Origin of the sequence: Vibrio sp. D417a (assembly GCF_030248595.1) — a bacterium.
GTDB lineage: Bacteria > Pseudomonadota > Gammaproteobacteria > Enterobacterales > Vibrionaceae > Vibrio > Vibrio alginolyticus.
The window spans coordinates 36,144-60,074 of record NZ_JAHGAM010000007.1; the positions used below are offsets into that span (position 1 = coordinate 36,144).

23 protein-coding genes are annotated in these 23,931 nt (G+C 43.5%); 13 read left to right on the top strand and 10 right to left on the bottom strand.

Features of this window, described 5'->3' with window-relative positions; all coding sequences use genetic code 11:
• Nucleotides 1–75 precede the first annotated feature (75 nt).
• Nucleotides 76–1,770 (top strand): phospho-sugar mutase, encoded by a 1,695-nt coding sequence (locus tag KI742_RS08080; protein WP_017635860.1) that lies wholly within the window; start codon nucleotides 76–78, stop codon nucleotides 1,768–1,770.
• Nucleotides 1,771–1,868: 98 nt separating this feature from the next.
• Here KI742_RS08080 and KI742_RS08085 read toward each other — a convergent pair whose 3' ends face one another.
• Together KI742_RS08085 and KI742_RS08090 are read right to left on the bottom strand one after the other, a co-directional pair.
• Complete coding sequence (locus tag KI742_RS08085; RefSeq protein WP_285385721.1) at nucleotides 1,869–2,291, bottom strand: GNAT family N-acetyltransferase; 423 nt, start codon at nucleotides 2,289–2,291, stop codon at nucleotides 1,869–1,871.
• 79 nt (nucleotides 2,292–2,370) lie between these two features.
• A complete protein-coding gene (locus KI742_RS08090; protein WP_285385723.1) occupies nucleotides 2,371–3,003 on the bottom strand; it encodes a LysE family translocator in 633 nt (210 codons plus the stop codon).
• 229 nt (nucleotides 3,004–3,232) lie between these two features.
• Here KI742_RS08090 and KI742_RS08095 point away from each other — a divergent pair, with 229 nt between their 5' ends.
• The 3 genes from KI742_RS08095 (at nucleotide 3,233) to KI742_RS08105 (ending at nucleotide 5,161) form a co-directional block, all read left to right on the top strand.
• Complete coding sequence (locus KI742_RS08095; RefSeq protein WP_054574396.1) at nucleotides 3,233–4,060, top strand: AraC family transcriptional regulator; 828 nt, start codon at nucleotides 3,233–3,235, stop codon at nucleotides 4,058–4,060.
• Nucleotides 4,061–4,139: 79 nt separating this feature from the next.
• Nucleotides 4,140–4,850 (top strand): AzlC family ABC transporter permease, encoded by a 711-nt coding sequence (locus KI742_RS08100; protein WP_005375526.1) that lies wholly within the window; start codon nucleotides 4,140–4,142, stop codon nucleotides 4,848–4,850.
• A complete protein-coding gene (locus tag KI742_RS08105; protein WP_005385193.1) occupies nucleotides 4,850–5,161 on the top strand; it encodes an AzlD domain-containing protein in 312 nt (103 codons plus the stop codon). The genes KI742_RS08100 and KI742_RS08105 overlap by 1 nt, the downstream gene beginning before the upstream one ends.
• On the opposite strand, the gene KI742_RS08110 is transcribed toward KI742_RS08105, so the two are convergent.
• Both KI742_RS08110 and KI742_RS08115 read right to left on the bottom strand, forming a co-directional pair.
• Nucleotides 5,158–5,772 (bottom strand): fumarylacetoacetate hydrolase family protein, encoded by a 615-nt coding sequence (locus KI742_RS08110; RefSeq protein ID WP_017635857.1) that lies wholly within the window; start codon nucleotides 5,770–5,772, stop codon nucleotides 5,158–5,160. The genes KI742_RS08105 and KI742_RS08110 overlap by 4 nt on opposite strands.
• 220 nt (nucleotides 5,773–5,992) lie before the next feature.
• The gene (locus KI742_RS08115; protein ID WP_042521502.1) at nucleotides 5,993–7,051 is read right to left on the bottom strand and encodes a porin; all 1,059 of its coding nucleotides are present in this window, start codon (nucleotides 7,049–7,051) and stop codon (nucleotides 5,993–5,995) included.
• Nucleotides 7,052–7,660: 609 nt separating this feature from the next.
• Between KI742_RS08115 and KI742_RS08120 the strand changes: the two genes are divergently transcribed.
• The 3 genes from KI742_RS08120 (at nucleotide 7,661) to KI742_RS08130 (ending at nucleotide 10,612) form a co-directional block, all read left to right on the top strand.
• Nucleotides 7,661–8,632 (top strand): porin, encoded by a 972-nt coding sequence (locus KI742_RS08120; protein WP_005375535.1) that lies wholly within the window; start codon nucleotides 7,661–7,663, stop codon nucleotides 8,630–8,632.
• 464 nt (nucleotides 8,633–9,096) lie between these two features.
• Nucleotides 9,097–9,954 carry a DMT family transporter gene (locus KI742_RS08125; RefSeq protein ID WP_005375542.1) on the top strand — a complete coding sequence of 286 codons (858 nt, stop codon included), beginning with the start codon at nucleotides 9,097–9,099 and terminating at the stop codon, nucleotides 9,952–9,954.
• Between the two features lie 43 nt (nucleotides 9,955–9,997).
• Nucleotides 9,998–10,612, top strand: a complete 615-nt coding sequence (locus KI742_RS08130) for a glutaredoxin domain-containing protein (RefSeq protein ID WP_005385185.1) — start codon at nucleotides 9,998–10,000, stop codon at nucleotides 10,610–10,612.
• Between the two features lie 126 nt (nucleotides 10,613–10,738).
• On the opposite strand, the gene KI742_RS08135 is transcribed toward KI742_RS08130, so the two are convergent.
• From KI742_RS08135 to KI742_RS08145, 3 genes are all read right to left on the bottom strand, one after another.
• A complete protein-coding gene (locus KI742_RS08135) occupies nucleotides 10,739–10,873 on the bottom strand; it encodes a hypothetical protein (RefSeq protein WP_017635854.1) in 135 nt (44 codons plus the stop codon).
• A 133-nt stretch (nucleotides 10,874–11,006) separates the two neighbouring features.
• On the bottom strand, nucleotides 11,007–11,354 hold the full coding sequence (locus KI742_RS08140) for a hypothetical protein (RefSeq protein ID WP_005375501.1): 348 nt from the start codon (nucleotides 11,352–11,354) through the stop codon (nucleotides 11,007–11,009).
• 176 nt (nucleotides 11,355–11,530) lie between these two features.
• Complete coding sequence (locus KI742_RS08145; RefSeq protein ID WP_285385725.1) at nucleotides 11,531–12,724, bottom strand: multidrug effflux MFS transporter; 1,194 nt, start codon at nucleotides 12,722–12,724, stop codon at nucleotides 11,531–11,533.
• A gap of 105 nt (nucleotides 12,725–12,829) precedes the next feature.
• Between KI742_RS08145 and KI742_RS08150 the strand changes: the two genes are divergently transcribed.
• Both KI742_RS08150 and KI742_RS08155 read left to right on the top strand, forming a co-directional pair.
• Nucleotides 12,830–13,717 carry a LysR family transcriptional regulator gene (locus KI742_RS08150; RefSeq protein ID WP_025768470.1) on the top strand — a complete coding sequence of 296 codons (888 nt, stop codon included), beginning with the start codon at nucleotides 12,830–12,832 and terminating at the stop codon, nucleotides 13,715–13,717.
• 183 nt (nucleotides 13,718–13,900) lie between these two features.
• Nucleotides 13,901–15,721: a bifunctional diguanylate cyclase/phosphodiesterase gene (locus KI742_RS08155; protein ID WP_005375494.1), complete on the top strand. Its 1,821-nt coding sequence runs from the start codon at nucleotides 13,901–13,903 to the stop codon at nucleotides 15,719–15,721.
• A gap of 106 nt (nucleotides 15,722–15,827) precedes the next feature.
• Here the strand turns inward: KI742_RS08155 and KI742_RS08160 are convergent, their stop codons facing one another.
• Nucleotides 15,828–17,111 carry a peptidoglycan DD-metalloendopeptidase family protein gene (locus KI742_RS08160; protein WP_025768471.1) on the bottom strand — a complete coding sequence of 428 codons (1,284 nt, stop codon included), beginning with the start codon at nucleotides 17,109–17,111 and terminating at the stop codon, nucleotides 15,828–15,830.
• A gap of 124 nt (nucleotides 17,112–17,235) precedes the next feature.
• The gene (locus KI742_RS08165; protein WP_054865857.1) at nucleotides 17,236–17,865 is read right to left on the bottom strand and encodes a hypothetical protein; all 630 of its coding nucleotides are present in this window, start codon (nucleotides 17,863–17,865) and stop codon (nucleotides 17,236–17,238) included.
• A gap of 200 nt (nucleotides 17,866–18,065) precedes the next feature.
• Between KI742_RS08165 and KI742_RS08170 the strand changes: the two genes are divergently transcribed.
• From KI742_RS08170 to KI742_RS08185, 4 genes are all read left to right on the top strand, one after another.
• Entirely contained in the window at nucleotides 18,066–18,467 is a 402-nt protein-coding gene (locus KI742_RS08170) for a GFA family protein (RefSeq protein ID WP_025768472.1), read from the top strand.
• A 153-nt stretch (nucleotides 18,468–18,620) separates the two neighbouring features.
• Entirely contained in the window at nucleotides 18,621–19,292 is a 672-nt protein-coding gene (locus tag KI742_RS08175) for a YoaK family protein (protein ID WP_005375484.1), read from the top strand.
• A 455-nt stretch (nucleotides 19,293–19,747) separates the two neighbouring features.
• On the top strand, nucleotides 19,748–21,112 hold the full coding sequence (locus KI742_RS08180; RefSeq protein WP_017635848.1) for a YjiH family protein: 1,365 nt from the start codon (nucleotides 19,748–19,750) through the stop codon (nucleotides 21,110–21,112).
• A 436-nt stretch (nucleotides 21,113–21,548) separates the two neighbouring features.
• Nucleotides 21,549–23,420: a methyl-accepting chemotaxis protein gene (locus KI742_RS08185; RefSeq protein ID WP_285385727.1), complete on the top strand. Its 1,872-nt coding sequence runs from the start codon at nucleotides 21,549–21,551 to the stop codon at nucleotides 23,418–23,420.
• A 144-nt stretch (nucleotides 23,421–23,564) separates the two neighbouring features.
• Here KI742_RS08185 and KI742_RS08190 read toward each other — a convergent pair whose 3' ends face one another.
• Nucleotides 23,565–23,906, bottom strand: coding sequence for a hypothetical protein (locus KI742_RS08190; RefSeq protein ID WP_080276968.1), 342 nt, complete (start codon nucleotides 23,904–23,906; stop codon nucleotides 23,565–23,567).
• Nucleotides 23,907–23,931: the final 25 nt, after the last annotated feature.

Below are 23,931 nucleotides of genomic sequence, written 5' to 3' on the forward strand. Positions count from 1 at the left end.
TAAAAGAAAACATTGAGATACTTACCAAACGAAGTGTCCAAGAAAGTAGGCTCCCCCTACTAAGGAATGACTGATATGACAGCACTAATTACGCAATGGCTAGAACGAGACCCTGATCCTAAGACTCGTGAAGAGCTACAACACCTCGTCGATACGAACAATGAACAAGAACTTACTGATCGCTTTGGCTCACGCCTTGCCTTTGGTACTGCAGGCTTACGTGGCAAAGTGGGCGCAGGTCCAAACCGAATGAACCGCTTGGTGATTCAAGAGACCGCCACTGGTTTAGGGAACTATTTGCTTGAGAAAGTCAAAGATGCCGCGAGTCGTGGTGTCGTTATTGGCTACGACGGTCGTCCCGATTCAAAACAATTCGCGCATGATACCGCATCCGTACTGACGGCCCTTGGTATCAAGGTTTACCTAACGTATGACGTTGCAGCAACCCCAATTGTTGCGTTTGGTGTCCGTACATTGAATGCTGCGGCTGCTGTTGTTGTTACTGCCAGCCACAATCCACCAGAATACAATGGCTTTAAAGTATATTGGGAGAATGGCGCACAGATTATTCCTCCGCACGACTCTGGAATCGCAGCGAAAATTGATGACGCAACAACGAAGCCATTACCTTTAATGTCTCTCGATGATGCAAAACAGCACGGTTTGTTAGTTTGGTTGGAAGACGACTACTACCAAACTTACCGTAAGACAATGAATGAAAACGCGCTGCTTACTCCTGACAACAACACCGATATTTCTATCGCTTACACTGCGATGCATGGCGTTGGCGCGAATATGGCGGAAACGCTACTTGCCGACGCAGGCTTCCAAAAAGTGGCAAGTGTTAAGGAACAACGCGAACCTGATGGAAGCTTCCCAACCGTCAACTTCCCAAACCCTGAAGAAGCCGGTGCAATGGATATGGTGATGGCATTAGGTAAGTCCGTAGATGCCGATATCGCTTGCGCGAACGACCCAGATGCGGACCGTTTTGCCGTGGCAGTTAAACGCCCAGATGGCGAGTATCAAATGCTAACGGGTGATCAGGTGGGCTCACTGTTTGGCGATTACTTGTTGGAACAGCAACCTAACGCTTTGGTTGGCAACACCATCGTATCCTCAAGAATGCTGAGCAGCATCGCTAAGGCGCATGGCGCACAATACTATCAAACATTAACTGGCTTTAAATGGCTTACTAACGTTGCCATGGAACAAGAGACAGAAACCAACCCATTCTTGTTTGCTTATGAGGAAGCGCTCGGTTATACCGTGGGTAACAAGGTGTGGGATAAAGATGGTTTATCTGCAATCGTCGCGTTTTCACAGCTAACAGGCAAGCTTAAAGCGCAAGGCAAAACACTGTGGGATAAACTGGAAGAGCTGTACCGCGAGCACGGTTTCTACTTCAACGCACAACGCAGCATCGCTCTCGACCCGAACTCTCCACCAATCGGCGACAAACTCCGAGCCAATCCACCAACAGAGATTGCTGGTAAAAAAGTTGCAGTAACCGAAGATCTAAAAACATCGGTTCGCATGTTTGACGACGGCTCTGAAGAATCCATTGACTTACCAGCAAGTGACGTATTGATTTATCACCTAGAAGATCAATCTCGCGTGATTGTTCGTCCTTCTGGTACTGAGCCAAAACTAAAATGTTACTACGAAGTCATCAACCTCTTCCCTGCGGATATGAGCTATGAACAAGCACAGCAAGCAGCAGAAGCGAAGATGAACGAACTTATCGACGCGCACCAGCAAAGTTTGTAAGTCAAAGAGAAACATAGATATTTGATACAACAAGAGGCGCAAATTCGCGCCTCTTTTTTGATTTTCACTAGAACAAGTCAAGCTAACCCGTGCTTTCCCTAGCCTACAATTTCCTTTTGTAGAAAGTACTTGTGGATGCCCTCTGCAGGATAGCCTGAGTACTGCCCCACTTTCTCAAAACCCAATTTGAGATAGAACTCAAGAGCTTGAAAGCTGTAGGTATCCAAATAAACATGGGTAACCCCATGAGGCTTTACTTTTTGTTCTAGCATCAACATTAATTGACTACCGAGACCAGAGGTTCGACTTTCAGCGTCTACCCACAAAAACTCAACAAACACCGTATTTTTAAACATTTCGCCAGTCAAGCCACCCATGATCTTGCCATTCTCATCTTTTGCGAAACAGCCTACAGCATGCACTTCCCCTTCAGGTAAATGCACTCGGTTATAAGATCGAATACCTTCACGAACAAAATCAAGGTCTGTTTGATCTGGATTTAAACAAAATTCAAGCTTCATATATCCTCTCCTTAGGAAACACCAATATCCTAAAACAAAAAGCCAGCAATTGCTGGCTTTCTAATGGAATATGATAACTTTACAAGGCGAAACTACTCAGCATCCACAACGCCAGAATAACAAACACTAACCCCATTAGTTTATGTTGATACGTGCGGAATTTTTCGTTCTCGAGCAGCCCTTTGCCCAATGTGCCTGCTAACCCAACAAGTAATAAATTGAATGACAAGCCAAGAACGTTCAACAATAACCCTAGCGCTAGCATCTGCTCACCGGAAGATGCAGTGATATTGCTTGAGACAAACTGCGGCAAAAACATCACAAAAAAGACCAAGGCTTTAGGGTTAAGCAAATTACTCATCAAAGCACGCTGATAATAAGTTGATGCCATTTTGTTTTGACCATCAAGCTCTGGAGCCGAAGATACCTCAGCTCGTAAGCAGTCCCAACCCATTTTTAACAAGTAAGCGCCACCTAATAGATGAAGGACTTTAAGGGCTATTGGGCTCATGGCAATCAGGGTAGATACGCCCATCGCAGCAAGCAAAGTAAGAATAACACCAGACGTCGCATTGCCTAAGCTAGCAAACAGACCGACCTTCTTACCGTAACTCATACTTGAGCTCGCTATCAGCAACATATCAGGCCCTGGTAAGAGCAATAAGGCGACAACTGCGGTGAGATAAACAGGAAGTACAGATAAATCAATCATGATGGAACCGCTTTTCTACAACAAGGCGGCGAATGTTATACCAACAAAATAACATCATCCAGCCCAAAATAGCCAAGATAAATCAAAAAATAAAAATCATAGTTTGCCCAGACGAAAAATAGCAATCAATTCGCCTGTTTATCAAAATCGAATAGCAATTTTGTACAAAAATAAGCACGATGGATCCGTTACACTTCTAAAATGATTTTCTTGAGCAGACCGGATAAAGATGAAAGAAAAGAATAAGGAAATCGCTACCTTCAAGATAGCTCAAGAGCTCGGAGGTTTAGAGCTTCTCGATGCAAAGTATGAGAAGCAGAATTTTTCACGCCATAGCCACGAAGGTTACACTATTGGTGTCATCGAAAAAGGGGCACAACAATTTTTTAGGACTGGCGGGAATCATATCGCGCCACAGGACAGCATCATCCTTGTTAATGCAGATGAAGTACACAACGGGCATTCAGCCTCGGAAGGCGGCTGGGAATACAAAGCAATGTACCCCGTACCTCAGCAGTTTCAAACTTTAGGACAAGAGCTTGGTTCACCAAATGTAGCTCTACCCTATTTCCCTCAACCTGTGGTTTACGATCCTGAGCTGGCTAGTCAGTTACGACTGGTATTTGAAACACTAGAAAAATCAGACAACCGTTTATTGAGAGAAACTTTGGTTTACGGCACGTTGATCAAGCTAGCCAGTAAACACAGCACTCATCGGGCACCACTGAAAGAGTCAACCAGAGCTCAGCGACAAGTGCAGCTCGTCAGAGAATTTTTGGAAGACTTTCCACAAACGGACGTCTCACTAGAAGAACTCGCGAAACTGTCTGGATTAAGCCCTTTTCATCTACTGAGAGAGTTTCAAAAGCAATTTGACTTTCCGCCTCATGCCTATCAAATTCAGCAACGTTTACGTATGGCGAAGAAGCTATTAAAAATGGGACAAAAAATTTCAGACGTGGCACAAGAATGTGGCTTCCATGATCAAAGCCATCTGCATCGACACTTTAAAAAAGCCATGGGCGTCACTCCCGGCCAATACGTCCGTCACAGCTAAAGCAGCAATATTGTACAAGGCGTTATGCGACTACCGAGCTATCTTGGTAATCTGATTTAGGAATAAATAAGAAGAAACTATGGACCACACTTTGCCGTTACAAAAAGAATCAAAAGCCACGCTATTTTGGCAAGGTACACTTGCGATGATGCCTTTGAGTATCGCAGTGCTCCCTTGGGGCTTACTCGCAGGCTCATTCGCAATTGATACTGGGCTTCACCCTTTGGAAGGACAAGCACTATCCGCCATTTTGTTCGCAGGTTCTGCACAGCTCGTCGCGATGGGAATGATTAAAACGGGAGCAGGTCTAGTGACCATGTTACTGACAACGTTTTTTATCACCTCTCGACACTTCCTCTACAGTGTATCGATGCGCAGTAAAATTGCACCGCTCCCTCTAAAATGGCGATTATCACTCGGCTTCTTACTTACTGACGAGCTGTTTGCGATTGTAGGCCACCATTCCGATAAACAATTTAATCGCTGGTATGCACTTGGGGCTGGTCTGAGTTTTTACCTGTTTTGGAATGTCGCGACATTGACGGGCATTATTGCGGGAAGTCTAATCCCTGAACTGAACGAAATGGGTTTGGAATTTGCTGTGGCCGCAACTTTTATCGCGATAGTAGTACCCACCATTAAAAATGCAGCGGTGCTCGCGAGTGTTATTGTGGCTTTGGTGAGCTCAGTTGCCCTAACCTATTATCAAATTGAGGGAAGTTTGATGATTTCAAGCATTTTAGCCATGCTTACTGGTTACTTTGTGGAACAAGTAAAGGAGAAACGCTAATGATCATGTTGGCTATTTTACTGATGACGGTACTTGTTTTCACCAGCCGCTACTTGTTTTTAGAACCCAAGCTACCATTGCGATTAGGGACGCGCACTCAAAAAGTACTCAATTACGCTAGCCCAGCAGTACTGACTGCGATCTGGGCACCTATCGTTTTCATTCCAGATGGGGAGCTCAGCGTCAATGTGCAAAACCCATTTTTACTGGCTGCCGTACTAGCTGCTTTAATCGCGTATTTTACTAAAAATGTTCTTTTAACGACGGTTATCAGTATGGTGGTATTTCTCGTTCTACGAATTTGGCTTTAATCCGCCAACCACTCAATCTCCAACAAGGTGACATCGCCACACTTTAATCGACCAAGGAAGATGTCACCTTCATGTACCTCACCAACGCCCTTTGGTGTACCGGTCATCACTACATCGCCATCTTGAAGTGTTGTGTAACTGGTTAATTCATCCAGGATAGTTAGCGGCGGATAGAGCATTTGGTTAACGTGACCTTTTTGTACACGAACACAGTTGATTAAGAGCTCAAGGTTAAGATCATTGATATCAATGTTATCCAAAGAGACAAACCGACTAAACACAGCAGAGCCATCAAATGCCTTAGCTCGCTCCCACGGCAACCCCTGATTTTTAAGCGAGGATTGCAAACCACGCTTGGTCAGATCCAATCCCAAACCAACCGCTGAATAACGTCCATCCTTGATCAAAAAGCAGATTTCAGCCTCATAATGAAGGGGCTCTTGATGGAATGAACGCAGAGTTGTTGATACGGAAGTTGCGGGTTTATTAAATACCACCATTTGCTCAGGCATTGCATTATTAAGCTCATGAATATGTTCAACGTAATTTCGTCCAACACAAAGCACTTTACCCACTTCTACTTTCTTTTCTTCAACTTGAATAACACTCATCATTCTTCCCTGCAAAACAAAAATCCCATCATAATCTAACCTATTGACTTAACGACACTAAATAGCAACCTCTAGTGTAAAAAATAAGACATTCACCCCGTTTTGAGTTTTGTATCATCTAATTGAAACAGCAAAGTATTTGTAAAACAAATAGACAAAAAAGCCAGCACGAGGCTGGCTTTAGATCAATGAGCTGAATAATAGTTCTCGCTAAATCCTATTATAGGTAGTAACGAGCACCTAACGCCCATTTGTCATCAGTTTCACGACCATTGTCGTCATTTAGGTCAAACTGGTAACCCGCGTAACCAACAAATTTAGGCGTGAAGTTGTATTCTGCTTGTAGTGCCATTTCTTCACGAGCAGTTTCTGTTTTAGAGCTCTTAAACTCTTTACCTTCCACCATCTCATAGTTAACACTCAAGTTTAGGCTGTTTGCTAGAGCGTATGCGATGATCGCTTCGTATGCATCACTTTCTTCTAAACGGTCGCCTTTTGCACTGAAGTTCATGTTTTCGTTTGAACCATAAACCGCAGCAAGGAATAGGCCTTGGCCGTACGCACCGTAAGATGCTGATACAACGTGTGATTCCGCCGTGTGCTTACCTGCATATGCAGGGTGCTGGAAATCGCCGCCATTGTAAGAGTAACCGATTTTAGCGCCCATGATTGAGTAAGAAAGCGCAGCTTGCACACGGTCATCGTATTTAGCACCGCCAGTTATAACTCCAGCATCGTTGCGCGTGTAATCATCGTTTGCACCCTGCCAACCAAGACCAAAGTTGATCACACCCGCTTCACCCAGCTCGATGGCATTACGGTAAGAAAGCATTTTATCCGCACGGCCAGTGCCAAGGTTTCCATGATCGTCATAGATGAAGTCGTTGGCAAACGCGATTGGCATATCTGCAATACCTGCGACATCGTAGTAAGGTGACCATTGCGTACCACCTACTGCACGACCATAAACCTCATGCGTTATACCTAAGTAACCTAGACGAGTTTTAAACGACTCTTCACCACCGTCTAAGTAGTTTAGCGCCCATTCACCACGTGCGTCTGCGGTGAAGCCATTACCCAAATCCTGTGTCGCAGAGATATTGATACGAGGAGAGTTAGTACCCACATCCGTGTCACCTTGCTCTGATCCATTTAAATTAACAGAAACGTGGCCGCCCATCGAAAATGTTGTGCCATCGTTATTATATAGTTCCACTGCAACTGCTTGAGTACCGAAGGTTGCTGCCGCGATTGCCGCTGCTAATAATTTTTTATTCATTTCTAAATCCATTACTTATTAGTTGGTTAGTCAGTTTTAGACCCGGCTTTGGTTCACTTTCGTAAAAACGAAATGATGAACAAAGAGAGGAATACAAAGGCTATCCGAGGCATCGTTTCCACCAGATTAGTTTTACCTTTGTGTAACAACTGCCGACACTTTATTTGATTAGTTCCTGACAACCGAGTGAAAAGTTCTCAGACAAAACCTAAAAAGCAATCGTTTACTTAGCCTTCAAGAAATCGAGAAATAAAAACCTTACAATAAGAAATGCTTTAGAGAGAGTTAGCTCACAAATAGCTGATGATTCGCTATTTTTAGGCCAAACTTCCCTGCCAAATTGAAATGTTTACTTACATTTAGGGTCAAGAAACAATTCAGGAACTTTTTGAAAAAAACACAGTCTTCAACGGAGAGGAAAAAACCTCAAAAAAGATAAACCTTTCTTTTTATAAGTGGTATGAGAAGGGGCACTTATTCTCGCCAGCAATAAAAGTGCAATCAAATCATAACTTAACAGAAATCTATCTTTCATTTTCAGCCTTTACCTTAGCGTCATCAACACATCGGGCAAGAAAGCCCATCGATTACAACTAGGGTAATAAGAAAATGAAAAAGGCAGCACTAACTACTGCAATTCTTACAGCATTGGTATCAGCACCATCATTCGCAGCAACTGTATACAAAAACGACGGTACTGAATTAAAAGTTGGCGGCCGCGTTGAGTTTCGTGGTGACTTCATCGGTTCAGACGGTGCTGAAGTTGAAGGTTCCATGGAAGATAAAAGCCGTGCTCGTCTTAACCTAAAAGGTAAAACAGACATCGGCAACGGCCTTTCTGCTTTCGGTGTTTACGAAGCCGAACAAAAAACGGGCAAGAGTGAATTCAAAAACCGCTACATGTATGCAGGCGTCGACTCTGATATCGGTGCTTTCTCTGTAGGTCGTCAAGACATGGCTGCAGTCATCATCTCTGACATGACGGATATCACAGAATTCTCTGGTGTTCAGCAAGTTATTGATTCGTCTTCTGATAAGCAAGACAGCGTTTTCGCATACCGTGGTGCGTTTGATGCACTACAACTTCAAGCAACCTACCAAGCAAACTCTAGCGATAACGAAGATAAATACGGCATCTCTGGAATGTACTCACTACCAATGGGCCTCGACTTTGGTCTTGCATACTCTGGTGGCGATGTAGATAAAGATAACTCTGAAGATCAAATTCTAGGTGGTATCGCTTACTCGATGGACAACCTTTACCTAGCAGGTACTTATTCTCAAGGTTCCCTGACTGACTCTGAAGACTTTACGGCTTACGAGCTAGTCGCAAGCTACAAAGTAGCAAGCAAAGTGACACTTGCAGCTCTATACACAGCTCAAGAGAATGATCCAGACAACGGTTCAAAGTACGACACAGTTGAAGGTATCGAGCTTGTTGGTTACTACAAACTAAACAGCAACTTCCGTACTTACCTGTCTTACTACATCAACCAACTTGATGAAGCAAAAGATGCAACAACAGGTCTAGTAACAGAAGGCGAAGATACACTGCGCCTAGGCGTACGTTACGATTTCTAATTCACTCTTGTCCTAAGAGCGAGTCCACTTGGCCAGCACCTTTGCTGGCCATTTTTTATGTAACCCAACACAACTCGATAAGTTTTCACACTATCCAAGCATCGCTCAGCAATGAAAAACGAGCGTAACGACGCCTACTTCTGCCCTCTTTTAATGCGATTGATCACTAAGTTAGTGCATTTCATCTAATCGACAAAATAGAAAAACCAAAAAACCATTTAAAATCAAACATATAAAAGTTGGCACGTGTTCTGCAATATTATTTATGCAAATGCATGGCAGCGTTTGTGCTTCTCGTTCTTTGTACCTGTTATAACAGGCACGTCCTTTGAATTGGTAATGTCGCCTCCCTCTGGGAGGCATTTTTTTATTGGCGCGAAAAACAATAGGACGTATGATCCCGCCACCTCTATCAAACTGGAATTTTTCAATTGAATCATCATCCTGTTCAAGGTGCGTCCTGGATGCTAACAGCTGGCTTGGCATTCGCCATAGTGAACAGCTTCGCCCAAATTGCTAGCATCAACTTTGGTGTCTCCTCCACCACATTTGCGTTATTCCAATATGCAATCGCCTTATTTGTTATTCTGCCCTACCTACGTACACTTGGGATTAGACGTTCTTTAAGAACCCAACACTTTGGCTGGCATGCATTCCGCATTTTTCTCTCTGTTATCGGGATTCAACTTTGGTTATGGGCTCTCGCTTACCCAGTTCCAATTTGGCAAGGTATTGCACTTCTCATGACCTCCCCGTTATTTGCCACAGTTGGTTCTGGCTTGTTACTCAAAGAGAAAGTAGGTACTGCACGCTGGCTCGCTACATTGACGGGGTTTGTTGGTGCCATGATCATTCTTGAGCCTTGGGCAGACTCATTTACATGGGCGACCCTGCTCCCTGTTGGCGCCGCATTTTTCTGGGCAGCGTATTCATTAATGGTTAAAAAAATGTCGGTAAACGATCCGCCTTCAACCATGGTTGTCTATTTATTACTGCTGATAACGCCATTTAATATCTTGTTAGCGATACCGACGTTTACTATGCCAGATACGTGGACGATATGGGGTGTGCTTTTAGCCGCAGGTGCACTTACAGCACTCGCTCAATGGGCTATCGTTAAAGCATATGCAGTAGCAGACGCCTCATTTGTGCAACCATTTGATCACGCCAAACTGCCTTTGAATGTTGTTGCTGGTTGGTTGGTGTTTGGTTGGGTGCCTCCTGGTCGTTTATGGTTAGGTGCTGCGATTATTATTGCATCTATTGCGTTTATTACGCATTGGGAAGCGAAAAAGACAAAGTTAGTTGAAAGAAAAATCTAATTTAAAAGTTCTATATTTTCAGGAAAGGAAATGAGGAACCCATATGAGTCAACCAATCAAAATTACACTGTATCGCTGGGCTGGTAGTTGGGGCCCATTCAAAGTCAATATTCCTTGTGGTGAATGTACATTAACCAAAGATATTTTAAAGGATACTTTTGAAAACGAACTAGCCGATGTGCCCGTTGAACTTGAAGTAAAAGATTGGTTATCGCACTGGTGGGAACCATTAAAAGCTGGTGCTTGGCATGCACCCATTCTTCTTGTCGAAGGGAAAGTTATCAGCCAAGGAGAAGCATTGAATCGGGGTGTGCTTGTACAGTCTGTTATTGCTGAGTGGGTAAAACGCGATGAGCTAAAAGGCAACATTGTTTATGGTAAAGCAACTTGCCCTTACTGTGTCAAAGCCAAACAATTACTTGACGAGGCTGGCGTTCAGTATGAGTACCATGATGTAGTTAAAGACAGCGCCGCCTTATACCGCATGATTCCTGAAGTAAAAGCCATCATTGGCGAAAAAACACCGGTAACAGTGCCGCAAATCTGGTTAGATGGAAAATATATTGGAGGCGCTGACGATTTAGAAAAGTGGTTATCAGCAAAGGGGCTAGATAAAGTGCCTAACAATGTTGTGGAGATACCAAGCCAATCCGCGTAATTCTAGATTTAAATGTCATCAGTCTTTGAGTAGCGTTTTGCCATGTTGTGCAATATGTTGGCTACTTACTAACAACAAAACAGAGAAAAGCAAAAAGCCCTGATTTTTCAATCAGGGCTTTTTAAATTATTTCGCCAGTTTTTTAATAACACGAGCAAAAACAGAAGCTTTTTTCTTCTTCGCTTTACCGTAAAGCGCTTTGTGCATCGCGTCTTTTGCAATCATCTGGCCAATATAAGCACCACCAAGTTCGTTACCCATGACCTTCTCCTGAATGTATTGACTTAACTATGTTGTAATTTTACACCACAATTAGATAAAAACAAGACTCCAGTCACATTTATTTTGTAATTAACTTTCAGTTTGATTTTCGTGGATTTCTTGAAATGAGCGTCTATCGCTTAGGTTGTTGGTATGTTTTACCCGCTGCGACGTACGTATCTTTCTGTTTGATTTCAAAGAATGTTTCAAAGAACCACGCAGCAAACTTGATCAAGTGATCGCCTTCATTCATGACGTGCTCTACGTATTCTTGCTCTTCTCCGGACTCATCTTCTTGAGTGGTAATATGGTAAATACGTTTCTCACCATCAACTTCTGCAAGGCCAAACTGACCCGTTAGGGATTGCGCCGCTTGTGCAACTTCTTCTTCCTCACACGCCTTCAAGATTTCAAGTGCCTTTGGCATGCTTTCTTGCTGAGTAATTTCTTTTACCAGTGTTTCAAATTCGTTTTGTTGCATTCTTTCACCTAACGATTAGAGATCGGATAGCCATTGGGCAGAAATGTATTCCAAGCTTGAGAGAAGTATCAAGGTTCGCCCTCTTCCTTTCAAACCAAGTCATTCAGTATACACAACAAGCCAGACTTAATTTAGCTGCGCATTTTAGAAAGCCGACCTTCTGGTTGCAAGTATATTCAGATGGAAGTTTCTGCTTGAACCGTCCCTTCTGGCACTTTACGAAATTGGCTTAGTACAAGAACAAAGCAAGAAAGTAACGCAATAAACAAATAAAACACCCCAAGCTGCTGCTGATTCGTAACCCATGAGTCTACTAAGTACCCACCAAACAAACCTGCTAAACACATTTGAATAGAACCAGATAGCGCAGAAACCGCGCCTGCCTGTTGCTTATGTGGTGAAAGTAGCAAACTGATCGATACCGGGAATGACATTCCTTGAGCAAAACTTAAACACGTGAATGCCGTCAGCAATGAAAATACACTGAAGGGGGTAACCAACAACATGAAGCCAGCAACAGCAACAATCGCGAAACTCATCAGCAAGATTTGCTGAGCTTTGTAACGAGCATTGATCAAGTTCAGCACTAAGCTACCCGTCAGCAAACCAACTGATGGTATGATCATCAAAGAGCCGTAATCTGCCGCCGTTAATCCTAACTCTTGTTGCATTAAAAATGGATACAAGGAGAGAGTAACCAGAGCCGATAAATAACTAAGCCAGTTGTAGCTCGCACTACCAATCACTTGTGTATTCGTTAACAGACGCAAATAGTTCGCGCTTACTTCGCCTACTTTAAATTTTCTCTTCGGATAAGGCAGCGTTTCTGGCAGCACCAATAAACCAAGTGTAAAAATTGCCATTAAGTAAATCAGTACAAACACGAAGACAGCATGCCAACTCAGGTGAAAAGCAATCCAGCCACCAAACAGCGGAGCAATAATTGGCATCACTGAAGCAGTGACTGAAATATAAGATAGCGCTTTGGTTAATTGCATACCGTCATAACTATCACGCAGTACTAACCGACCAAGTACCGAAGCGCTGCCCGCTCCTAGGCCTTGCAGTAACCGTCCCGCTTCAAGGGCAACAATGTTGTCCGAAAACGCGATGCAAATAACCGTACCAACTAAATATACACTTTGCCCCAGAATAAACACCGGCCGACGACCAATCGCATCAGACAATGGGCCGTAAAAAAGCTGAGAGATACCGAAGCCAACGAGAAATAGCGTGACGAGATTCTGAATCGAATGTTGCGGCAAATTCAAGTCATGACCAATCAATGGCAAAGAAGGAAGATAAATACTAACGCCAACTTGGCCTGTGGCAATGATCATCATCGCTAATAACAATGGTGTTTTACGCAAACGTTCCTCCTACTTTGTGACAGATTGATGGCAAACAGTGTATATTTGATACTCAAAGATGATAATCAGCTAAGTTGGAAAGGAATTAATTCCCAAGGAGATACAATGGACTGGATTCAAAGCGTGAAGAGTTATATTCGTGTGGTCGAAGAAGGTAGCTTTAATGCCGCAGCGCGGAAACTCAATACCACCAGCTCAGCTATCAGTAAGCGAGTTCAATGGCTAGAAGATAAAATTGGCGTTCAACTACTCAAACGTACGACCCGCTCAATTAGCCAAACTGAAGCTGGTGCTCTGTTTTATCAACGAGCAAAAAGTCAGCTTGATTCATGGCAATCGGTATTAGATGAAACTCGCTCAGTCAACCAATCACCAGCGGGGCTATTAAAGATTGGGGCAACGTTGGCCGTTGGTTCTAAATTTCTAGTTCATTATCTTGATGATTTTCTTGATAAATATCCAGACATCACACTTCAATTAACAACAACGCTACCAGGTCAATTGCCAGAGCTAAGCTTAGACCTGTTTATTAGCCGGGAATTAGAGCAACTGAACTCTCTGAGTTTCAAAGCCACTGCGCTTTTCGAACATAAAGCCCAGTTTTACGCTGCGCCTAGTTACCTAAAAAAATACGGCACCCCACAATGCGTTGAGGATCTGACAGAGCATAATGTCCTGATTTGGGGAGAAAAACCCTCACGAGAAATCAAAACAAATCGAGGCAAACGTATCAGCTTGTCCGGTAACTTTGCCACGACCAACCCAGAAGCGCTGTTTCATGGTGCCAAAAGAGGCATGGGTATTTTGATGACGAACAACGTCATGATCAAAGATGATCTCAAATCCGGCGCGTTAGTCCCTATCCTGCCCGATATCACAGCGGATAAAGCCACTGTATATGCCTACTATCCAAAGCTGGATTATCAGCATACCCGAACTAAGCTATTCCTCGATTATCTCAAATCACGATTAGAAGAGGAGAAGCGCGCCTAGCTTAGCGTTTTTATCGCTATAGCTTTAAAAGGTTCAAGCATAAAAACATGAAAATAATGATTTGTTCGTTCACAAAATTTGAAAAATCTGCCTTAGTAACCGATAGTTTATTTGATGCATATCAAATAATAATTCGTCGTGTCTTACACGATATGTAAATAACAACGCTAGGTGAAATGCTCAATGGGTCAGGTACAAATCAGTTTCCACAAAATTGATGAGATATTGAAGCTAAACGGCACGGCTCAGCTAAACCGAGTCACGCTAGATATTCATCAACACTTGCAGAGCCATTGCACTTGCGTTGTAGAAGTTGCGCATCTTCAGCATTCGGCTCATACCATTTCCTTCGCCAGCAATGGAAAAATTACAGACAACCTAAGCTACCACCTTTCAGGCACCCCCTGTGAAAAAGTGGCGAAAGACATTGGCGAACATATTTTCTATCAAGACCAGGTATACAAGCGTTTTCCTGAAGATCAGATGTTTCAAGAAGATGGCATTCAAGCTTACATTGGCCTGCCATTGAAGACACAAAATGGCGAAGTTCTGGGAATTTTACTGTCTACCTTTACCCGAAGCATCCACGCGAAAGAAGCGCAAGATATCCTCGACTTCCACCGATTTTATGCCAATGTCATTATTCATAGCTTACGTGAAAAGTGGGTCAGTGAACGTTCAGATAAGCTTCTTAATCAGCTTAGCTATGAGGTATCGCATGATAACCTAACTGGACTGCTCAACCGTAGCTGTTTAGCTGATACCTTGGAGACATTAACGCAGCAGGCGACTCGCCCATTCAGTTTGGCGTATCTTGATATCGATAATTTCAAATCGATCAATGATATCAACGGAAACTATATCGGCGACCAAATCATTAAGTTCACAGCTAACGCCATTCAACAGAGCTTGTCGTCGCCAAACAATGCGTTCCGTGTTGCAGGAGATGAATTCGCCTTCATCACGTACGACGAAGATCCTGTCGCCGTGTGTCAGGAAGTACTCGACAAAATTGAAAGCGGCTACAGCGACAAATCTAACCGGATTTCTTTCACCGTTAGTATTGGTATTGCACGTGCCCCAGTACATATGTTGAACAGCGATGAGCTGATTTTGAATGCCAGTCTCGCTCTCAAAGATTGTAAAAAACACCGCGATACACGGATTCAGCATTACGACACACACCTTAGTGCTTTATACCACCGTAGGACGCAGCTTATTGAGGCAATGCGAATCCAGCTAAGTACTGATATACAAGACAGCGATGAGTTGTATGTAGTGGTTCAACCGATCGTCGATATCACGAGCGACCGCTGGAATTACTTTGAAATTTTGACTCGTTGGAATAGCAATATCTATGGAAATATCTCTCCAGCGGAGTTCATTGAAGCTGCCGAACAATCAGGCCTGATTATCGAGTTAGGTGAACGGATTATTGAACTCGCGTGTATCGCAAAGCAAGAACTCGAAGCGAACCTAGGCTATAAAGTCAAACTCTCCATCAATTGCTCAGCGTATGAGCTGGTTGATTCCAACCGTTATATTAATCACTTAACCAACATGGTTGAAAAGTATCAGCACGAAGCAAAAGACTTTGTTATAGAGCTCACCGAGACCGTCTTACTCTCACAAAGTGGCCGTGAACAGATGGTACTTAACTCGTTGCGATACTTGGGTTTTAAAGTCGCACTGGATGATTTTGGTACGGGATACTCAAGCTTGAACTATATACACAATTATCCAATTGATAGCATCAAAATCGATGCTACCTTTGTGCAGAACATGCTCTCAAATACAACCTCTGAACAAGTAGTGTTTTTGATAGCGCAATTGGCAGAGCTGCTTGATGTGGATTTGATTGCCGAAGGCGTAGAAGACGATAGAGCACTACAAAAGTTAATTGAAATGGGCTGCCACTACATCCAAGGTTATTTTTACTCTCGTCCACACAGTGTTGAAGAGATCGTACACCTGATAAATGAACGTGAAGTGCGGAGTGCCTAACGTACTGAACAGACTGCTGTCATAGAATTCAAATCTAGTTAATGCACAAAGTAAAAGAGACCAAGCTATGCTTAGTCTCTTTTTGTTTTTTAAGCGAAGTACTTTATTACAGCACTGCTTTCTCTTTATCGCGTAATAGTCTATCCATTTCATCTCTGTTCGCGACAAAAGTAGCCATCTCTTTCTTAGGAACAGAACTCGCCATTGGGATATTTGCTCGCATAGCGTTAACTGGACGGCCGTATTCAATCAACTCATAGTGAAGGTGTGGCCCAGTCACTCGACCTGTTTTACCAGAAAGACCGATACGCTGGCCTCGAGAAACCTTTTGCCCTTTCTTCACCAAAATCTTACTTAGGTGTAAGTAACGGGTTTTGTATTTGCTGCCGTGCTCAACAACCACGTAGTTACCCGCATAAGGGTGTTTACGAGTCATGATCACTGTACCATCACCAGTAGAAACGACTGGTGTACCGGTTGGTACAGCAAAGTCAGTGCCGTTGTGCGGCGCAACACGCCCCGTTACTGGATGTAAACGATTAGGATTAAAGCCAGAACTGATACGCCAACGGCTACTTACAGGGTAACGCTGGAATGCGCGCTGTAAGCTTTCACCTTTGGCATTGTAGAATTGACCATCAGTATGAAGGTAAGCGGTGATCTCGCGGCCGCGATTATAAATCTTAATCGCCTCAATTTCGTTCTTACCTGTTGGTACACCATTGATGCTTTGTGAGCGACGAACAACTTCAAATCGATCACCTGCACGAAGATCACGTCCAAAGTTAAGTTGTTCTTTGAGTAAGCTTACGACTTGACTCACTTCCGCCGACGTTAAACCTAAACGACTCGCAGAAGAAGAAAAACTGCCTTGAATAACGCCAACTAAAGGTTCTTGGCTCCACACGCCAGGAATGGAAATATCAGTAAAGTCATAGCTACCATCACTATTCAGCTTGTAGACCACTTTATCTGCAATAGAAAATTGCAGTTCCATTTTCGCTAACTCGCCTGTCGCATCATCACGCCAGAAACGGAGCGTATTGCCCGGCTTAAGTGTATCAAGTGCCAAGTAGTTCAAATCCGTTTCCATTACTTTCATTAACGAGCTGTAACCGAAACCGAGCTGACTAAAAATAGTGCTTAGGTTGTCACCTGCTTGGATTTGATATTCGAAGTTCGGGGGAGTGACAACTTCGGCAGTTGTCGCATCAAGAATTTTTTCAACGACCTGAGATTCAGGTAGGTTCAATGCGATGGTTTTGGTTAAAGATGACTCTTTGAGAGAGTGAGAAACACCAATCGCAACTAAAACTGGCAAGGAGTATAACAGCAGCGCTCTACGACTTGTCAGATTCGGCAACCGTCTTGTAATTTCATTTGTAGACACGGGAATTACTATCTCCTTTCAAACAAGGCTCATAGCTTATGCATTCCCGAATAAGAAATCACTAGGAAATTTCGAGATCTAGCGCAGAAAATACTGAATTTTTACAGAACTCAAAAAAAATTCATCACTGTTGCATATGTAAGTTATTCCCTACACGCTGTAATGTGGATGAATTGAATTGATTTGGCGTGTCTGCCATTGCTTGATCATCACCGTGCGCTAAATATGAAAGCGTGATAGTTGTATCACTTTTCCATTCGAGCTGAGTAAATTTCACGCGGTCACCAACAAAAATACTGTCTAAAAGGACAACTCGGCTCGGCACGGGGTCAAACTTGAACAAGCCAACATAGTTAAACGAACCGCTACCTTGTGTCGTTACAATCATCGGTGCAACAACCCATGAAACACCTTCAATCTCACGCTGGCTAATCGACGCAGTTGGAACAAGTACCTGACCTTTTGTCGTACCTGAATCATAGTCACCGATCAAATAGCCGTTTTCTTTATCCCACTCATCAAGAAAAGTGACCGCACCCTGCTCGGGTACTTGGATCGTCCAAGGGTTACGTGCAGTGATCCCAAGCGTCTCTTGCACAATAACGTTAGTTTCTACTTCTGTTTGAGGAAACTTAGCCATGATCTCGTCATCAGACAAACTAAAACGATAAACACCTGCGATCACAACCACAACTAATAAAACGATTGGAATAAGTAGAATAAGTGGTATCGGCAGGATTTTTTTGTGAGTCATGAAGACTTCCTTGTTTCAAGGTATAAACGAAAAGCGAGTATACCATTGTATACCCAAATGATTTCACCTCTTCAAGTGTTTCAAAATTAAACTAAACTGATTGTATCCAAATAGTTTCAAGTCCAGAGCTCATAACGAGCTAGTGACACAAGCTCTGTGCTCTAGGTCTATTGGTGTATTGGGACAAATAGGTAATCACGATGACAAAAACCATTCATACATGCGAGTGCGCCTGCGGTTTAGTTGAGATCCGTTGTAAGGGAGAGCCCACCCACACGTCTGTCTGCCATTGCTTCGAATGCCAAAAACGAACTGGCAGTGTTTTTGGGGTACAAGCTCGCTTTGAAAAAGAGCATGTCACTTTAAACGGTGAAGTCACTAGCTATACCCGAATTGGCGATGATGGCAGTGAGGTTCAGTATGACTTTTGTCCATCCTGCGGCACGACAATGAGGTTGTTCGTTGCTGCATACCCAGAAATCATGATCATTCCCGTCGGTCTATTTACCGATAAAGAGTTCCACCAACCTACCGTTTCAGTCTATGAACAAATGAAACACGGGTGGGTGAGTTTCGAATGCACAACGGAACACATCTGCTAGCGAGCAATCCGCGTTCACGTATTTACTTTGGCTCGGACAACCGCCCTATAAGTGAGATTTTTTTGAGAATGATCAATCGAGTTTTACTGTAAAGGGTTTCGTAACTCGGTGTGAGCGCTATAATCGGCTCCTAATATTTGGTGGGGGTTTATTGTGATTTCCAGACTTCCTCGTTGGGTGGAATATGGCGCGTTTCTACTAGCTCTTCTCGCGGGCTGCGTCAACGCCGTTGGTCTTCTCGGCTTTCAACACCAAGCGATAACTCATCTTTCGGGAACCGTAACTCAGCTAGGGAACAGCTTGCTAACAGGTGTGGATAGCTCCATTCACCTGCTCTTCATCGTATTTAGCTTTTTGATTGGCGCTGCCTTTAGCGGCTTTTTTATTGAAAGCAGTGCGTTAAAACTAGGGCGAAGATATGGTGTTGCACTGTGCATAGAAGGGAGCTTGCTCTTACTCAGCTTGGGCTTTTTGGTGCAAGGGGATTTGTACGGCCAATATCTAGCATCAGCAGCATGTGGATTACAAAACGCCATGATCACCACGTTTAGCGGCGCAGTAGTCAGAACCACACATATGACCGGAATCATCACCGATCTAGGGATTATGATTGGAGAGAGCTTGAGAGGTCGTCAATTTGACCGACGTAAAGCAAAATTATTCCTATTCATTTTCTTTGGCTTTTTGTTTGGCGGCGTCGCGGGAGCGGCTCTATTTACGGTATATGGTTTATATACGCTGGTTTTCCCAGCAATATTGGCTTTTTCTACAGCTCTGATTTACTGGAGTTACCTATACATACTTAGCCGTCAACAAAAAGCATAAAATTTCGATCCGATTGAAGCGACATGCTTCAATCGGATTTGGCTCAATAGGTTCACACTGCAACGGTACAAGAAACGCTGAACGGTATTTTGACACCACTAAAAACCTTAAAATAGATAAGGCTAACTGAATTTCTGGCAAAGAAGTTAGTTAGATCAAAATCACATTTGTTTACCATTTTATTATTCCAGTCACAATGCGCCCCATAATTCACTGCGCAATTCGCCTCTCGTGCTACAATTTTCTAACACAAGCAACATATTCGCATACACTTAGAGGTTATTTGACCAATTACCCGACAAATCGGCTGAATAACTAGATGTATTTAATGAATAGTATTGCAATGGATGCAGTTTGCGGGTACCCTCCGCAAAACTGTGATTAAATACGGATGTTTAGTGAATATTTATGTCATGGAAATGGCAAGTATTGACTAGTAGTAACACGAGACAACTATGCATAACACCACTAATGCTACTGAAGCTCCTAAGGGCAACTTTTGGATGTTTTTCATCCCTTCCCTAATTGGTCTTCTACTCTTTATGGCTCCGATCTCTTACGATGGCGGCCTAACCATTCCCGTTGCAGTGATGGCAAAAGTCATCCCAGCGGTGTTAGGCGATACCTTGATTGCTATCGTCACCAGTATCATCGCTTTCATGGCCGTTGCTTCTGTTCTTTGCAAAATTTTTAAGCCAGCTGCAATTTTACGTAATGGTTTTTTAAACGGTCTCTTCAACCCATCTCCACTTTGGCTCGTTGTTCGTTTAATCGGCGGCGCTGCCGTGTTAATGACGTTTTTCCAAGTGGGTCCAAAAGCAATTTGGGAAGAGAACACTGGCGGGCTTGTTCTTACTGGTCTCCTACCTACTCTGTTTGCCGTTTTCATTTTCGCGGGTTTACTGCTTCCGCTTCTTTTGAACTTCGGTCTTCTGGAGCTATTTGGTGCGTTACTCAGTAAAATAATGCGTCCGGTATTCAACCTACCTGGCCGCAGTGCAATTGACTGTATGGCATCTTGGTTAGGCGACGGAAGTGTTGGTATCTTGCTAACCAGCAAGCAATACGAAAATAAGTTCTATACTCAGCGTGAAGCGGCTGTTGTCGGGACCACTTTCTCAGCAGTATCGATCACGTTTAGCTTAGTTGTTATCGCTCAGGTAAAACTAGAGCACTTATTTTTACCTTTCTACGGCGCTATCTGTCTAGCTGGTATCGTAGCAGCGATTATCATTCCTCGCCTGCCTCCGCTTAGTCTGAAGAAAGATCGCTACATTGACGGCAGCAACCCAGATAAAGACGCAGATGCAGTGCCAGAAGGCCACACCACATTCTCTTGGGGTATGGATCTAGCTCTTAAGCGTGCTGGTCAAGTCACATCGGTTCAGTCTGTATTTAAAGAAGGCGTACACAACGCAGTCGACATGGTATTTGGCGTACTACCTGTAGTTATGGGTCTTGGTACCGTCGCATTGGTGATTGCAGAATACACGCCTGTATTTGCAATTCTGGGTCAACCGTTTATCCCATACCTAGAGCTACTGCAAGTCCCTGAAGCTGTTGCAGCATCACAGACAATCGTTGTTGGCTTTGCAGATATGTTTATTCCAGCAATTTTAGCGGCCTCAATCGATAACGAAATGACACGTTTTGTTATTGCAGCAATGTCAGTAACTCAGCTTATCTACATGTCGGAAGTAGGTGCCCTACTGTTAGGCAGCAAAATTCCAGTAAACATTGTAGAGCTCTTCGTAATTTTCATTTTACGTACGTTAATCACGTTACCTGTGATTGCTGGCGTTGCTCATCTTATTTTCTAAAATCGAGACGTCAATTAACAAAGGCTCCGCATCGTCGGGGCCTTTTTTATACCTAAAACTCCGTCCACATTAGGCTTTTAGTAAAAAGCTCATAATTTACAAAGACAAAACTTCAACAAAACACCTGTCAGCACCAACAAAATTTTCATCACCTCACCTGTAAAGCCAGTTGATGCCACTGTTTGTTAAGCAATTCTTTTCATTATGACGATTTCATTAATTGAGATCGCAAATATGATCACACTCACAAGTTTTAACGTAAATTGTCGGTTTGTTTAAATTTAGTTAAAAAAGACGACAAATGAGTTCATGTTTTTGACAAAGATGTCGATAAAAATATAACCAAACACAATAGGTTTCTCTTTATGCCCAATTCGCTCGGTTTAAAAGAGGCGAAAGCAAAGTGGAACCAACCGGGAGAATCAGAGGAAAGCTCATGAAATTCAGACATAAGGTTGTCACAGCCTCTTCATTTTTGCTGCTAATTACCGTGTCGTTATTGTCGACACAACAAGTTATGACCATCCGCTCCCAAACTCAGGAGCAAATCGACTCAAGTGTAAACGAGATATTGACCAGTGTTGGTAACACTGTGCAATCAGAAATGAATGCAAAGAAGGATCTCGCTCGCTCCATTACTGAAGTGATTGAGCTTGACCCCAGTTCACATAGCTATGTTCAAAACATACTTGAAAGACCCACACCAAAAAGCAGCTTCCTTGCCATCGGTTTTGGTTATGAAAGTAATGGCTTTGTGATTGAAAATGACGACGGCTGGGATGCGGGTCCAGACTACGACCCACGTCAGCGTCCTTGGTTTATTGCAGCTAAGAGCAAAGGCGATTTGGTCGTAACCGATCCGTACGTCGATGCGTCTTCGAAAAACGTTATCATCTCTGTTGGTACGCCAGTAAAAGAAAATGGCCAGTTTTTAGCCGGTATGTTTTATGACCTCGAATTAACTACCCTTTCTGATCTGGTCAACCAAGTGAATCTGTTTGATGCTGGTTACTTATTTCTGATCACCGCTGATGGCACAACCATTGCTCACCCTCAAAGTAAATACAACGGTGAGAAAGTCGGTAGCTACCTCCCACAAATCGAACTTACGCAATCAGCACAACATGTTGAGATTGATGGCAACCGCTACATGGTTAACCTGACTCACATTCCTGGCGAGAACTGGTACGTAGGTTCGGTGATCGATGAAGCAGTTGCCTATTCTGCCGTAGGAGAGCTCCGTAACAACGCTATTATTTATACAATCATTGCCGTGATTGCATCTATTATCGCCCTAACTCTGTTGATTCGCACTCTCATGCGTCCTTTGGACACGCTAAACAATGCGATTAAAGATGTAGCATCAGGGAAAGGCGACCTTACACAACGCCTCGAAACAGATACTGACCAAGAGTTTTCTGAGCTTGCCACAAACTTCAATACGTTCATGGAGAACTTACAACAGCAAATCATTGAGTCGAAACGTATTTCTGATCAAATTTTAAACGGAACTCAAATCACCGCTGAGGGCGCAAAAGACTCGGCAGGCGCAATTCACACTCAGCTGCAAGAGCTAGAACAACTTGCTACCGCGATGCATGAGATGTCTGTCACCGCGACAGAGGTTGCTAATAATGCGCAAGGTGCGGCAAGTGCAGCCAAAGAAGCCGACCAAGCAACGGTTGAGGGGTCTTCTATCGTTGGTGAATCGACACAAACGATAAACATGCTTTCCGATAGCATTGACCTTGCAGTCGAAGAAGTACAAGTGTTGGAATCTGCTACCGCCAATATCGAAACGATTCTAAAAGTCATCAACGATATTGCGGACCAAACGAACTTACTCGCGTTGAATGCCGCAATCGAGGCTGCACGTGCGGGAGAATCTGGCCGAGGCTTCGCCGTTGTTGCAGATGAAGTCCGTACACTGGCACAACGTACTCAAGAGTCGACAACAGAGATTCGTACTATGATTGAGCAACTACAATCTGGCGCTTCTTCTGTGGCAAATGCCATGCATCAAAGCAAAGGTAGTGCTATAGAGGCCGTTGAAAAAGCGGGTTTAGCAAATAGTGCGTTACAACGCATTCGTGACGCGATTCAGCGTATTTCCGATATGAACTTGCAAATTGCCTCAGCAGCGGAAGAGCAAAGCCTTGTCGCTGAAGAGATCAACAACAATACGGTGAATATTAAAGACCTATCGACTCAAGTCGCCGAATCGGCAAATCGAACCAACGACGCGATGCAGGCGCAACAAGAAGATGTACATAAACAAGATCAAATCTTAAATAGATTTACTGTCTAACACTCATTTAAGCGAAAACAGCGAGCACCGGCTCGCTGTTTTTGTTTTTAACCCTCTACCCTAGTATTGGTCGATGTTACATGTGCCATGTTGGTGCTATTAAGCTCAACATTACAAGAACGCCGACTATGTGTCCTTTCAAGTTTAATTGAACTCGACATGGATATAGCGATCATTAGAACGACGATAATAGCGGTCGTCCACTTTTAGATAAGTGAAATCTCCAATCTTTATGTAGGTACTATTCCGAGGAATTCGGTCATGGTAATAGTAACTGCGCCTTGGTCGTCGGGTCTCCACATAAATAACGTCACGATGTTTGTGTTTATGCTTGTGCTTGCGCTTGTGTTTATGATGGTGGTGATGCGCATGATGGTGATCGTACCGATGTCCATGCTTATGCTTCGGGTCAGCCACCGCTTCTGTACTCAACACACCTAAAGACAACATAACGCCAACCATGGCAAAAGATAATTGCTTTGACACAACAGAGCCTCTTATTCATATCAAC